Below are 13543 nucleotides of genomic sequence, written 5' to 3'. Positions count from 1 at the left end.
CACGTATCGTATGACAGCACAATGCGTCAACGCAAATACTCCGCTGTATAAGAACTCTCCTGCGCAGCGCGGTATCCGCATCGCCAGTGCCGTCAAGAACCCCATCAAAATTACGATCAACATTTGAAAGGAGCTGCATCAACTCTTGGACAGTCCTTTATCCGACGCGCTCTGTCTTTTCCTGCTCGTCGTCGCCCTCATGGCGAACGCCTACTTTGCCCAAATTGAGACTGCGCTCACGGCCTCCCATCGCGGGCGTCTTGAGCGTCTCGCCGAAAGCGGCGAAGCGGGTGCGGCCGAGGCGCTTGCCCTCCTAGAGCACGCCGACCGCCCCATCGCCATGGCGCAGGCGGGCGTCACCTGCATGAGTCTCTTTACGGGGCTCGGCATCGGGCTCTTTGCTCTGCCGATTTTCAGCAGGGTGCTCACGCGGCTCCTCCCGGGCATGGAGGTCTACGCCGCCGCGCTCGTCCTCAGCATCCTCGTCATGACGACGCTCACCCTGCTCTTCGGCGACTTTCTGCCGAAACAGATCGCCCTCCAGAACCCCGAGGCGATGCTTCTGCGCAAACACCGCACCATCGCCCTCCTCACGCAGCTCACCGCGCTGCCGAGCGCCGCCCTCATCTCCATCTCGCGCGGCATCCTGCTCATCTTCGGCATCAACCCGGAGAACCGCGTCTCCGCCACGGAGGACGCGGTCAAGGATCTCATGGAGCAGGGCACGGAGGACGGTACATTTGAAAAGACCGAGCAGGACATGGTCGACCGCATCTTCCACATGAGCGATCAGACCGCCTCGGCGCTCATGACGCCGCGCACCCAGATCGCCTGGGTCGACCTCGCGGAGCCCCGCGCCGAACAGCTGCGCATCGTCCGCGCAGAGGCGCACGACGTATTCCCCGTCGCCTATGAGAACCTCGACGACTTCCGCGGCGTGGTCTACGCCAAGGAGCTGCTCGACGCGGCACTCGACGGGACGGAGATCGACATCACGGACTACATCCGCAAGCCGCTCTTCGTCCCGCGCACCATGGAGGGGCTGCGCGTCCTCGAAAAATTCCGCAGCGGTGCCATCCACGAGGCCGTCGTCCTCGACGAGTACGGCGGCGTCGTCGGCTTCATCACCATGGACGACATCATGGGCGAGATCATCGGCAGCGCGGATGAGGATGCGCCCACGGGCACGCGCACCGGGGCGGAGAAGGCGCAGACATGGATCTTTGACGGACTGTTCCCCATCGACGAGTTCAAGGAGGAATTCGGCATCGACGAACTCCCCGACGAGGATCACGACCACTTTCACACCCTCGGCGGCTTCGTCACCGCCCAGATCGGCCGCATCCCTACCGTCGGCGAAACCTGCACATGGGAGGATTACACCTTCGAGGTGCTGCAGATGGATCGCGCGCGCGTCGCCCAGATCCGCATGACGCGGGCAAACGCTGTGGAAACCGGCGACTGATCGAATACTGCTTCCTTCGCCTCCCCCGTCGCAACGGGGAGGTGCACGCGCCAGCGTGACGGAGGGGGCGCCCAATGGAAATGATAGGATATAGAGGGAGACACAAAATGAACGAACGCATCTATAACTTTAACCCCGGCCCCGCCGTCCTGCCCGAGGACGTCCTGAAAGAAGTCCAGAGCGAGATGCTCAACTTCCACGGCACAGGCATGTCCATCCTCGAGATTAGCCACCGTGCCCCCGCCTACGACGAAGTACACCAGCAGGCCAAGGCGGACATCAAAGAACTGATGGGGCTCGGCGACGACTACGACATCATCTTTACCGCCGGCGGCGCCAGCCAGACCTTTGCCCTCATCCCGCTGAACTTTGCCACCGAGTCTCACCCCGGCAGCTACGCCCTCTCCGGCTCTTTCTCCCAGAAGGCATACGAGGAGGCCGTCAAACTCGGCGTCGGCACCGTCGCCGCCTCCACCAAGGAGGAGAACTACGTCCGCGTCCCGCGTCAGGACGAGCTGAACATCGCGTCCGGCGCGGCCTACCTCCACATCTGCCTCAACAACACCATCTACGGCACGGAGTACCACTACACGCCGCAGACAAACGGCGTCCCCCTCTTTGCCGACATGTCGTCCGACATGCTCTCGCGCCCGTGGGACTTCTCCTCCTACGACTTCATCTATGCGGGCGTGCAGAAAAACCTCGGCCCCGCCGGCGTCGTACTGAACATCGCGAAAAAGGAGCTCCTCGCGAACACCCCCGCCGAGCTGCCGACCATGCTGCGCTACAGCACCTTCCAGAAGAACGACTCCCTCTACAACACCCCGCCCGTCTTTGCCATCTACATTGTCGGCAAAGTCGCCCGCTGGATCAAAGAGCGCGGCGGTCTCGCCGCCATGGGCGAGGCAAACGCAAAGAAGGCGGCGCTCCTCTACGACGCCATCGACAGCTCCGACGGATTCTACCGTGGACACGCCGCGAAGGACAGCCGCTCGCGCATGAACGTCACCTTCCGCCTGCCGACCGAGGAACTCGAAAAGGCATTCGTCGCCGAGGCAAAGGAACACAACCTCGGCGGTGTCAAGGGGCACCGCAGCGTCGGCGGCATGCGCGCCTCCATCTACAACGCCATGCCTCTCGCAGGCGTCGAGGCACTCGCCGCGTTTATGGCAGAGTTCCGCAAGAAACACTGATGCTCGTGGTCTGTGGAAAGAGGTGACATTTTTGGCAGGAAATCGCGCATACCGCAGCGGCGGAACACAGGAGGTGGGCGTTCCCGCGCGGCGCGAGGAGAATGCGCCCGCAGGTGTGCGCCGCATGGATACGCCGTCCATCAGCGTGCGGCAGGACGCCATTACACCGGAGTACTTTATCGCGCATTTCTACGAATACCTCCCGCGCTACATCGCGGGCGGCGCACCGACGGCGGACACGCGCGACACGTATGAGCTCGCCATCCGCCTCTTTCTCCACTGGTGCATGGAGCAGGGACTGCATCCGCTAAGCGACGTACACGACTACCAGATTCGCGTCTACATGGAGGAGATGCGGACGCGCGGCTACAGTGCTGCCACCCTCATGATCAAGGGCGCGGCGATCCGCGCCTTTTACAAGGTCGCCCAGCGGCTCTCCTTCATCGCAGAGAACCCCTGCGCTGACCTGCAGCTGCGCAACCCGCAGCATCTCGACGAAGACTATAAATACCTCACCGTCGATCAGATCAAGGAGATCTGCGAGGGGCTTGCCGCTGACAAGAACGAACTGCGCCGTCTGCGCAACCTCCTCATCGTCTACCTCATGGGCGTCGAGGGACTGCGCGTCGTCGAGGTCATGCGTCTCTCCGACGAGGACATCGACTGGCAGCGCGGACGCATCGAGGTCCGCGGCAAGGGCCACGCGGGCATCATCTACCCCTGTGAGGAGACATTCGGCATTCTGCGTGCATACATCGAGAAGCGCGGTGCTGTTCCGCCCGAGAGCCGTCTCACGCCGACCATCATCTCCTGCGCGAACAACAATCCCAAGGGGCGCATCTCACGCGTCGGCATCCGCTACGTTATCAACAAGGCGCTCACCGAGGCGGGGCTCAAGCAGCCCGGCTATGCATGCCACCTCTTCCGCCACAGCTGCGGTACGAACCTCTATCAGGAGACCAAGGATCTGCGCGTCGTACAGGAAACCCTGCGCCAGCGCAGCCCCAAGGTCACGGCGAAATACGCCCATGTCCACGACCGCATGGAGCGCCGCTATACACGCGGCATCACACCGGGGCTGAATGTGGAGAGCGTGCAGGGGACGCCGCCCGCGACAAAGGAAGAATAATCCGCCAAAGATAAACGCCCCCCTGCGAGAACATTATCCTCGCAGGGGGGCGTTTCTGCTTTTAGGGAGGCTCTGCCCTTCACCGCAAAAGGGCTTCGATGCGTTTCTGTACTTCTTGATCGATCTCATCCAGCATGGCAAACCGCCGCCGATAGACCGCGCGCTTGCGCGTCGGAACCTCCTCCATCGTCTTGCGCGGATAGACGAGCGGGAGCTCATAGAAGCGGTGGTCGTCCGTCTCCCATCCGCCAACCTCCTCCCAGAATGCGCCAAAGTCTGTCTTGAGCTTGCGGTCAAGGCGGATGTGGTTGTTGGCGTAGTAGCCCGTATTCGAGACGGCAAGCATTCGCTTGATACCGAGCGCACGTGCCACTGCCTGCGTCATATAGAGGATCAGATTCTTCGTACGAAAACGATGGGCGCGCTTTGTCATCTCACGGACGAAGTCCTGCGCGTTCTCCGTGTTCGGCCCCTGCATTGCGCCGATCACGAGCGTCGGCTGACCATCTCTTTGATCGATCCAGAAGATGATCTGATAGAGATGCTCCTCATCCACGTCCATCATAACGGAGAGCAGCCCTTCCTTGCGCTGCCCGGACTCGAACTTCAGGTATGCATGCCATGTCATATCGGTCTCGGGCGCGCGCCAGACCTCGCGTCGCTGCTCGTAACCAAGCGCGACAAAATCATCCGGATTCAGCCGCTCCTCGAGAAAGGCATAGTGATCTTTGATCAGTGTGATGCGCGCATGCAGATTTGAACCCGCGTAGAAGAAACTGCGCGTTGCCTGCTCCAAGGGGTAGGGATTGCGTGCATAAAGCTGTCGGCGCGGTGCAGTTTCCTGAAAGAAGCGATAGAGTTCACGCAGGGCAAACCAGTGGAAAACGGCACGCACCATAAAAACAACCGCCCGCCGTCCCTCACGCCAATGGCGAAAGCGATAGGCACGATGTGCCAGTGAATAGATCTCAACAAACATAATCTCCCCTCATTTCAGGCAGCTCTCTGAACCACACATTTGCCCTTTGCGCCACGATGTCAGTTTGCGGGTCCATAGTGATCCAGCCGTAGCCACTGGAGACACAGCCCCATCAGGGTCCAGTACAGCTTCATCACGGCAGAGTTCCCCATATTGTACTCCGTCATTCCCTGTAAGATTAGCCCCAGCAAAATGGCGGGAATGAGCAGTGCTGCGATATGATGTGCTGCAATCCATGTACGGAATCCATAGGAGAGATATGCGTACCAGAAAAACACGAGTGCCAGCAGGCCGATGATGCCGCACTCCGCGAGCATGTGCATGACATTGTTGTGGGCATGCCCCAGATGCGGCGACTTTGCCTCCGGCAGAATATACTGCCCCTGATACGCATTTCTAAACTGAGCAAAACCGACACCGACGAGCGGGTGATCCTCGAACATGTGATAGGCACTTCTCCAGAGCAAGAATCGCTCGGAATTGCTCTGATTATGTGTATCGCCGATGGAGGCGAATCGTGAGGAAAGCGTCGGCGACAGCATAAAGATGCCCGAAACAACAATCAGTGCAGCAAGTGAACCAATCAGAACGTTTTTCTTTTGTCGGACGAGGAAAGCCGCACCGATCATCATCGTCAGTGGAACGGCAAGCCATGCCCCGCGCGTGCCGTTAAACAGGAGTGCGGCCCCCCCCAAGAGGAAGATGCCCATGGCAGGAACACGCCACCGCCTGTCGAGCCGTCCGCTGAGCAGAAGGAGCAGCAGGGCAGGCAGCAACATCGAAAGGAAGCCGCCGACCGACATAGAAAATGAAAAGCCTGCTGCTCTGAAATTATGTTGAAACACGCCTTGGTAAATCACCGCCAGATCATTGATGGCGAACGAGGCGGCGATACAGACGGCAATTAGTGTCAGTCTCTGTTTTTCTCGTACCATCAGCAGGATGGCATACAATCCAATCATCCGGTACCCGTAATAGTCTCCGAACGTCCGCAGGCTATATGAGATATCCGAGGAGAAGAAGGAGGAAAAAACGACTGCGTCCATCAGAATGAGAAGAGCTGTGCACAGCCGCCCATCCGGCAGCGCATCCTGCCAGTCGTCATGTTTCATCCACAGGCGGACGAGAAGGAGCGCCGTCAATGATCCGAGAAAAATATTGGCGATGGCAATGGAGATATTGCTAAAGAGCCCAAATCCACAGAGCAGATAAAATGCCCATGTATGAATCCGTTCTATATTTACCGTTTTTAGACGTGTCGACCAGTCAATCATCATTCTTCGCTCTCTCCCCAGCAGCGGTGCTTTCTGCTCCGTGCATCTGCCAAAGTACTGCCAGCTTCACATATTTTATCATCGTATAAAATCCATGGCACATCGCCATGATAAACCCAAGGCGACCGTCGAGAAAGCCCCGTTGAATGACATAGAAACGAAAAAAAGCAAAGGGTGGGTCGAAGAGGATCTTCAAGAAGGATGTGTGCTGTCCCTCCGTATAGCGCCGTTCTGCCATCAGTGTCGTATACAGATTGAATTTACGAAGGTACTGCTCCCAGCTCTCGTATGTATAGTGGAGGAAACTTCCCCCCATTCGCCGCACGGGGAGTTCAGACGCCGTCCGCTCATGCACCAGCCCAGTCCAGTGTGCCGCGTCGCGTGGAAAAAAACGCCGTATGTAGTCGGGGTGATGCCCTCCATAGTACATTCTCTGCCCAAAGACGATGTTGATGCGTTTGATCTCGTACACAGCACGTGCATCTGCCGCCATAATGCGGCGCAGCTCTGCCTCTGTCCCCTCGTTCACGCGCTCATCTGCATCCACATAGAGGACCCAGTCCGCATCCGTCTGCGACAGGGCAAAGTTCCGCTGCCCCGCGAAATCTCCCGCAAGGGGGTGCGTGACAACGCGTGCGCCGAGACTCTGCGCCAGTTCCGCCGTACGGTCCGTGCTCATATCGTCGATCACAAGAATCTCATCGGCAAACGCCGCACTCCGAATGCACGCCTCGATATGCTGCTCCTCATTGTGCGTGAGAACGATCACGGCAAGTTTCACCTGTCCGCCCCCTCTTCCTGCTGCGCCGGTGCGAGCGCCTCGCACACGATCGATCCGATCCGGACACAAACTTCAGGTATGCGTGCCATGTCATATCTTTCTCGGGTGCGTGCCAGATCTCATGTGTGGATTATTCCAGCGATAGGCACGATGTGCAATTTTGTTAATTTCACCAATCATGAGACCTCCCCTACATGACGATTGGATTTTCCCAGATAATAGAACTTCGCATATTTTGACAGTGTGTAGAACGCGTGGAACAGGGCAAGCACAAAGCCAATGCGTCCATCCAAGAAGCCTCCACGCACAATATACATGTGAAACCAAGCCCACGCCGCATGAAGAAAGATATTCACGAAATACGGCGTTTTCCCTTTCTCATGGAGCTTTTTCGCTGCAAGTGTACTATACAGATTCATCTTGTTGAGATAATGTTCCCAGTCTCGATAGGTGTAGTGAATCAGATAGTATTTCTTCGGCAGCCTGACCTCCCGATAGGGGTGTCGAATCGCCGGGTGCACGACACCTTCAACGGAGCTTCCCTTTTTGGGAAAGAGTCGTACGACATAGTCGGGAAACCAGCCGCCATGCCGAATTGGCTGTTCCCATAGGTAGCTGAGCCGTGCATTTGCGTAGGCAACCGTTCGATCATCCTCCGACACGATCTGTGTGATCCGCTCCGCAAGTGACGGGATAATCCGCTCGTCTGCATCCAGAAAATACACCCAGTCGCACGCTGCCTGCTCGATGGCAAAGGTCTGCTGTGCACCCCAGTCGCCATTCATCGCATGCGACACAATGCGCGCGCCCAGACGGGACGCAATCTCTACGGTGCGATCGGTACTGCCGTCATCGATGACGACAACCTCCCCCGCAAAAGATGCGCTGCGAATGCACGCCTCAATTTGTTGCTCTTCATTCTTTGCGAGAATCAGTACGGATAGATTGAGTTTCATCATGGATTTCCTTGTCATATACGATACTCCGGACTGACGCTGTGCAGGAGTATATGGCGTAGGCTCTCCTCACTGTCGATCCCCTACTTCTCCGTGAGTGCCTCCCGCACGCAGTCCGCGAGGCTCCCGCCCACATAGCGCACGCCGCACACCCCTGCCTGCTCCGCTGCCGCGACGTCGCTCGCCGCATCGCCGATCATCAGCGATGCGGCAGGGTCAATCTCGTGCTCCGTGATCGCACGCAGGAGCATCCCGGGCGCAGGCTTGCGGCAGTCACACGTACACGTATAGGCAGGGACACGCCCCGCCGGATGATGCGGGCAATAGTAGAACGCATCAATATGTGCCCCCTGCCGCGCAAGCTCAGCATTCATCCAGTCATGCAGGCGGCGGACAGAATCCTCACCGTAATAGCCGCGCGCGATACCGCTCTGGTTCGTGACAACAATGACAAGAAAGCCGTGTGCGTTCGCCCAGCGGATCGCCTCGACCGCCCCCTCCGTCCACGCAAATTCTGCAGGATCGTGGAGGTAGTGCACATCGACATTGAGCGTCCCGTCGCGGTCGAAGAAGATCGCCTTATTCGGCATAGGAGAAGTAGCCGCCCGCATTCAGGAAGTCGCAGTATTCCTTCACCGCCTGCTCCATGGGGGTAAAGCCGCCCGTATAGCCCGCCGCGAGGAGTGCTCGTGTGTCCGCCTGTGTGTAGTTCTGATACTTGCCGCGCAGCACTTCGGGGAAATCGCGGTAGACGATCTGCCCCTTGCCGAGTGCGGCGATCACGGCATGTGCCGCCTCGTTATATGTATGTGCCGTACCTGTGCCGCAGTTGTAAACGCCGCTCTCCCCGCCATTTTCAAAGAAATGCAGGTTGACGCGCACGACGTCGCCGACATAGACAAAGTCGCGCCGCTGCTCGCCGTCCGCGATGCCCTCCGTCCCACGGAAGAGACGCGCCTCGCCCACATCGAGAATCTGATGATAGAGCTGATAGAAGATCGACGCCATCTTGCCCTTGTGGTGCTCCTGGGGACCATAGACGTTGAAGTAGCGCAGGCCGACGATCGGGCTGCGCGCCTCAGGGATGACCTGCCGCACATAGCGATCGAACGCGAGCTTGGAGAACGCATAGGGATTGAGTGCGTCCTCACACGCATCCCCCTCGGTGAAGCCATGTGCCCCGCCGCCGTAAGTGGAGGCGGAGGACGCATAGAAGAACGGGATGCGCGCCCCCATCGCAAAGTGCAGGAGCGCCTTGGAGTAGGCGTAATTGACCTTCATCATATAGTTGACGTCATACTCCATCGTATCCGAGCATGCGCCCTCATGGAAGATCGCGTCGATGTCCGTCCCGTCGAAGTCACCCTCCTCGACGAGGTGGAGAAAGTCGTCCTTGTGCTGATAGTCGATGAAATGGAGGCCGCGCAGATTCTTGTAGTTCTCGCCGTCCTCCAGATCGTCGACGATGAGGATGTCGCGATAGCCGCGCGCATTCAGCGCATGGACGATGTTGCTGCCGATAAAGCCGGCACCGCCGGTAACGATAATCATAGATCTTCCCCTTCCTGCCGATCGAGCACGCGGAGCAGTTCCTCACGGCTCACGGCATACGTACCGAGTTTCGAGACGACGACGCTCGCCGCGAGGTTGGCGAGTGCCGCGCCGTCCTCGGGCTTCAGCCCGCCTGCGAGGGCGAGCCCGAAGACGGCGATCACCGTATCGCCCGCACCCGAGACATCGAATACCTCCTGTGCACGCGTCGGGATGTGGACGGCCGCCTGCCCGTGGATGAGCGAGATGCCCTTTGCCGAGCGCGTCAGGATGACGTTCTTCACGCCGAACTTGCGTATGGCATAGTGTGCCGCGCGCTCCGCCGCGCCGTCCTCGTTGGCGATCGGCTCCAGGAGGATCTCGTTGATCTCCTTCAGGTTCGGCGTCACATAGTCCGCGCCCTTGTACTTCGCCCACTGCGGCCCCTTCGGGTCGACGATGACGGGGACGCCGTGATCGTGCGCCGCATGGATGATGTGCTGGCAGGCGTACTCCGTGCATGCGCCCTTGCCGTAGTCCGAGATGATGACGCAGTCCATGCTCTCGTTCAGTTTCTGATCGATGTAGGCGAGGTACTGCTCCGCGTCCGCACCGTCGATGGGCTTTACGTCCTCAAAGTCCAGCCGCAGCATCTGCTGATGCCCGCCGATGATGCGGATCTTCGTCGTCGTCGGACGCTCCGTATGGACGAGCCCCGCATAGTCAATGCCGCGCGATTTGAATTTATCCAGCAGGCTGTCGCAGTGCGCATCCCTGCCGACATAGCCCGCGATGCTGACGTTCGTCCCAAGAAGCGCCAGGTTGTGCGCGACGTTTGCCGCCCCGCCGAGCGTCTCGCGCGTCCCCGTCACGTGGGTGATCGGCACCGGTGCCTCGGGGGAGATGCGTGTCACCTCGCCCGTATAGTACTTGTCGAGCATGACATCGCCGACGACGAGGATGTTGCTGCGCGCGCTCTTTTCGGCAACGACGCTGCGGATTTTTTCCATATCCATGAAAATGCTCCTATCTGCTCTGCGGTAAACTCGAACGAACGACCCGCCCTGCCGCTCCGCGCGGCGCAAGGGCAAAATGCCCGTCTGCCATCTCCACCACCCGCGTCTCAAAATCCGTCGGTGCGGGCAGTTCGCACGCGGGACGCTCGCCCTCCTCGCGCAGGATCTGATCGGCATACTGCAAAATGAGGTCGGGCGGCATCCGCTTCATGCACATCATGTGCTCCTCTCCTCGGAGCGGGCACTCGTGGATGCGGCACGGATGACACGAGACGGGCGCGCGGACGGAGATGCTCCGTGCATCGTAGGGGTAGAACCCGGGAATCGGCGACGAGCCGAACATACAGATCACGGGGACGTGCATTGCGACGCCGACATGCATTGGCCCCGAGTCCGTCGTGATGAAAAGGATGCAGCGGGAGAGGAGTCCCGCGAGCACGCCGAGGCTGACCTGCCCCGTAAAGATATGGAGGTGCGGATGCTCGCGTTCCTCCATGCGGGCACGGCATTCCTCCACCATCTCCATATCCATCGGGCCGCCCATGACGGCGATGTGATAGCCGCGTCGGAGATAGGTGTCAGCCACGACGGCGAAGTACGCATCAATCCATCGCTTGGTCGCCCAGCTCGCACCAATGTTGATGGCGATCACCTTGTCGGTCGGGGCGAAGTGCTCCCTCCAGAGGCGCTCTGCCTCCTCTGCCGCGGCAGGCGGAATCCACATCTCGAGCCCCGCCGTCCCGTCCGCATCGAGCACGCCCGCCGCCCGCAGTGCCGCATAGTGCGAGTGCACCTCGTGCATCACCTGATTCTGACTCGGGCTGACATGGTCAAAGGCGAGGGAGAAGCCCGGCTTTGCGTAGCCGACGATGCGCCGTCCGCCGCTGAGCGCGGCGAGCGCCGAAGAGCGCTCGTTGCGGTGGAGGTTGATGACGAGATCGTAGTGGTTTTTCCGCAGGCGCATCGCACAGCGCAGGATACCGCGAATGCCGCCGTCTGCGCCCTTTTTGTCAATCAAAAGGCATTCGTCGAGATGCTCGTTCATGGCGACAACATCTGCGAGCTTCTTGTCCGCGAGGAGCGTGATGCGCGCCGCAGGATACTGCTGACGCAGGGCGGACAGCACGGGCGTGCCGAGCATGAGATCCCCGAGGTGCATGAGGTGGATGACGAGAATGTTTTGATACGCGCTCATTGCCCCTCCATTGTATCACCATGTTCGATCAGCTGCCACGAGAGTGTCCGCTGAATCGTCATCCGCCGCTCGAGAAGCTCATACGCCGCAGCGTCGTCCGCGCCATCCCCGAGGGACTCAAAGCGGTCCCCGCTGACCGTTCCCATGACATTTTTCGTAAGGAAGTAATCGCGGTTGAACGCCGCCCCCATATTGTTTTCCGTGAGACTCGGCGCGATCGACACATAGGAAAATCCTGCGGGCGCAATGAGTTCAAGCACGGTCGGCACAATGTTCGTATGCCCGCCCACCACATCAGGAGGAAGGATTTCCGGGGTAATCCCTTGCCCATAGAGAACAAACGGAACGGATTGGTACTCGTACATCGTCGGATGACGGGACGGATTCATGCGTACGGCATGGTCTCCTGTGATGACGAACAGGCTGTCCGGGTATTTTTCCATCGTGGCATGGACGAAGTCCGTCACGATCTTATCCATGTACCAATAATGCCCGAGTTCAAGTGCCAGCTGATCCGGATCATCTACGTTCGGCAGCTTTGCTGCCTCCACACGCGCATTTTCGAGATCGAATCCCTCCGCGGCAACATCAATATCATAGGGAGGGTGGTTCGATACCGTCATGATGAGATGCACGGTCGGCGGCTCATCGGCGAGATGCTGCCCAAGTGCCGCAAAAAGCTGTGCATCCGATGTCCCCCACGCATTCACCTTGGTGGCGTGAAAATCGGGATAGCCATAAAAATGGTCGAATCCCTGCGCCCTAGAAAAACGATCCATCCCCTCCCACGAGGGGACGCCGCCATACCAGAAATCGACCGCATAGCCCAGCTGCTGGAACTGCGGCGCCATCGCCGTCGGGTAGGCCTCGCGTAGACTGCGCGGAACGTAGTTGACGTGCTGTCCGATCTCGGAGAGTCCCGTCACCACCCCTGTGATGGCAACCGAGGTAAAGTCCCCGTTCGGCATGAAGCGACGGGAGTAGTAGGCATTCGGCTCCGCGACCAGCCCTCGGATACCATCTGCTGCGTGGAAGGCGATATATTGGTCGAGCATGGGCCACTGGGCATAGGTCTCGCCGAGGATGATAAAGATATGGCGCGGACGCGGGATGCGCGCGCCCTGTGCCGTACGCGTCAGATACGGCGTAGCTGTGTCTGACGATAGCTCCTCGTGTCCTGCTGCCATGCGGGCGAGCTCACGCACACGATCCTTCTCCACCCCCGGTACGTCGCCGCTGTGCAGTGCCTTTTTCATGGCGTGGACACGATAGAGTGCCTGTCCATCATCGAGGATGCACTCATTCAAAAATGCGTCGCTCGTGATGCCCGCATTTTCCCAGTTGACGCCCCCCGCATACGTAAAGCTCCCGCCGAATCGGACGAAGAGAAAAAAGAGGCCAAAGAAAAGGAGCAGCCCCAGCGAGAAAAGCGCACGCTGCATGGTCCCGCGCAGCCGTGGAAGCGCGCATACCTCCCACGTGCAGAGCAGCCGCCGCAGCATCCAGAAGGAAACGAGCGTCAAAAGAATCGCAATCCCCATCCGCCAGAGGAGCCCATACTCCTGCACCAGCATCGACACGATGGTGAAAGGGTCTTCCTCCATCCCCGCATCCATCTGCATTTGAAAGCCACTGTGGAATTGCCGATAAAAGGGAAAGCGCGCCTGGAAGAGAACCGCGAATACGAACGCCGCCAGCGTCCCCCAAAAGAGGCGCAGCCGCCCGAGCAGCACAGTGAGCCGCGGTGCGACCAAGAGCGGCAGGGAGCAGAAAACGAACGAGGGCAGCGCGATCCACCCTGCCGTTTTCAATGAGAGCCGCAGTCCCGTGAAGAGTGCCAGCCCAATATCGGCGCTGCTGGTCTCCGGAGCAATATACCCTGCCATGGCAACCATGAAGTAGGCACGATAGACGCAGAGCGTCAGCAGGATGAATACAAAGAGGCAAAGATCCCGCTGGATGGCATCATAAAAAGGTGCCATGCGTCCACGTTGATTCATACTTGCCTCCCCTGCGTCCGTGGGT

The 13543-nt window shown here is 59.2% G+C and carries 12 protein-coding genes; 3 read left to right on the top strand and 9 right to left on the bottom strand.

Features of this window, described 5'->3' with window-relative positions:
• The first annotated feature begins 145 nt into the window (after window positions 1-145).
• The 3 genes from ADJ74_RS05235 to ADJ74_RS05225 all read left to right on the top strand — a co-directional run bounded on the left by ADJ74_RS05235 (window position 146) and on the right by ADJ74_RS05225 (window position 3787).
• Window positions 146-1465, top strand: coding sequence for a hemolysin family protein (locus ADJ74_RS05235; RefSeq protein ID WP_050342454.1), 1320 nt, complete (start codon window positions 146-148; stop codon window positions 1463-1465).
• Between the two features lie 107 nt (window positions 1466-1572).
• Window positions 1573-2658: a 3-phosphoserine/phosphohydroxythreonine transaminase gene (gene serC, locus ADJ74_RS05230; protein ID WP_050342452.1), complete on the top strand. Its 1086-nt coding sequence runs from the start codon at window positions 1573-1575 to the stop codon at window positions 2656-2658.
• A 31-nt stretch (window positions 2659-2689) separates the two neighbouring features.
• The gene (locus ADJ74_RS05225; protein ID WP_157040593.1) at window positions 2690-3787 is read left to right on the top strand and encodes a tyrosine-type recombinase/integrase; all 1098 of its coding nucleotides are present in this window, start codon (window positions 2690-2692) and stop codon (window positions 3785-3787) included.
• A gap of 79 nt (window positions 3788-3866) precedes the next feature.
• Here the strand turns inward: ADJ74_RS05225 and ADJ74_RS05220 are convergent, their stop codons facing one another.
• The 9 genes from ADJ74_RS05220 to ADJ74_RS05180 all read right to left on the bottom strand — a co-directional run bounded on the left by ADJ74_RS05220 (window position 3867) and on the right by ADJ74_RS05180 (window position 13518).
• The gene (locus ADJ74_RS05220) at window positions 3867-4766 is read right to left on the bottom strand and encodes a VirK/YbjX family protein (RefSeq protein ID WP_050342450.1); all 900 of its coding nucleotides are present in this window, start codon (window positions 4764-4766) and stop codon (window positions 3867-3869) included.
• A 59-nt stretch (window positions 4767-4825) separates the two neighbouring features.
• Window positions 4826-6043 (bottom strand): O-antigen ligase, encoded by a 1218-nt coding sequence (locus ADJ74_RS05215; protein WP_050342449.1) that lies wholly within the window; start codon window positions 6041-6043, stop codon window positions 4826-4828.
• Window positions 6033-6821, bottom strand: coding sequence for a glycosyltransferase family 2 protein (locus tag ADJ74_RS05210; protein ID WP_050342447.1), 789 nt, complete (start codon window positions 6819-6821; stop codon window positions 6033-6035). Before ADJ74_RS05210 ends, ADJ74_RS05215 begins: the two co-directional genes overlap by 11 nt.
• A gap of 176 nt (window positions 6822-6997) precedes the next feature.
• On the bottom strand, window positions 6998-7795 hold the full coding sequence (locus tag ADJ74_RS05205; protein WP_253271728.1) for a glycosyltransferase family 2 protein: 798 nt from the start codon (window positions 7793-7795) through the stop codon (window positions 6998-7000).
• Between the two features lie 65 nt (window positions 7796-7860).
• On the bottom strand, window positions 7861-8367 hold the full coding sequence (locus ADJ74_RS05200; RefSeq protein WP_050342444.1) for a D-glycero-beta-D-manno-heptose 1,7-bisphosphate 7-phosphatase: 507 nt from the start codon (window positions 8365-8367) through the stop codon (window positions 7861-7863).
• Complete coding sequence (gene rfaD / locus ADJ74_RS05195) at window positions 8357-9328, bottom strand: ADP-glyceromanno-heptose 6-epimerase (protein ID WP_050342443.1); 972 nt, start codon at window positions 9326-9328, stop codon at window positions 8357-8359. The genes ADJ74_RS05200 and rfaD overlap by 11 nt, the downstream gene beginning before the upstream one ends.
• Window positions 9325-10323, bottom strand: coding sequence for a D-glycero-beta-D-manno-heptose-7-phosphate kinase (rfaE1, locus tag ADJ74_RS05190; RefSeq protein ID WP_050342441.1), 999 nt, complete (start codon window positions 10321-10323; stop codon window positions 9325-9327). Before rfaE1 ends, rfaD begins: the two co-directional genes overlap by 4 nt.
• 10 nt (window positions 10324-10333) lie before the next feature.
• Window positions 10334-11518, bottom strand: coding sequence for a glycosyltransferase family 9 protein (locus ADJ74_RS05185; RefSeq protein ID WP_050342439.1), 1185 nt, complete (start codon window positions 11516-11518; stop codon window positions 10334-10336).
• A complete protein-coding gene (locus tag ADJ74_RS05180; protein WP_253271727.1) occupies window positions 11515-13518 on the bottom strand; it encodes an LTA synthase family protein in 2004 nt (667 codons plus the stop codon). Before ADJ74_RS05180 ends, ADJ74_RS05185 begins: the two co-directional genes overlap by 4 nt.
• Window positions 13519-13543: the final 25 nt, after the last annotated feature.

Source organism: Selenomonas sp. oral taxon 478 (genome assembly GCF_001189555.1).
GTDB classification, from domain to species: Bacteria; Bacillota; Negativicutes; order Selenomonadales; family Selenomonadaceae; genus Centipeda; species Centipeda felix.
The sequence above is the reverse complement of the archived record's forward strand: the minus strand, read 5'-3'. Positions and strand labels throughout refer to the sequence as shown.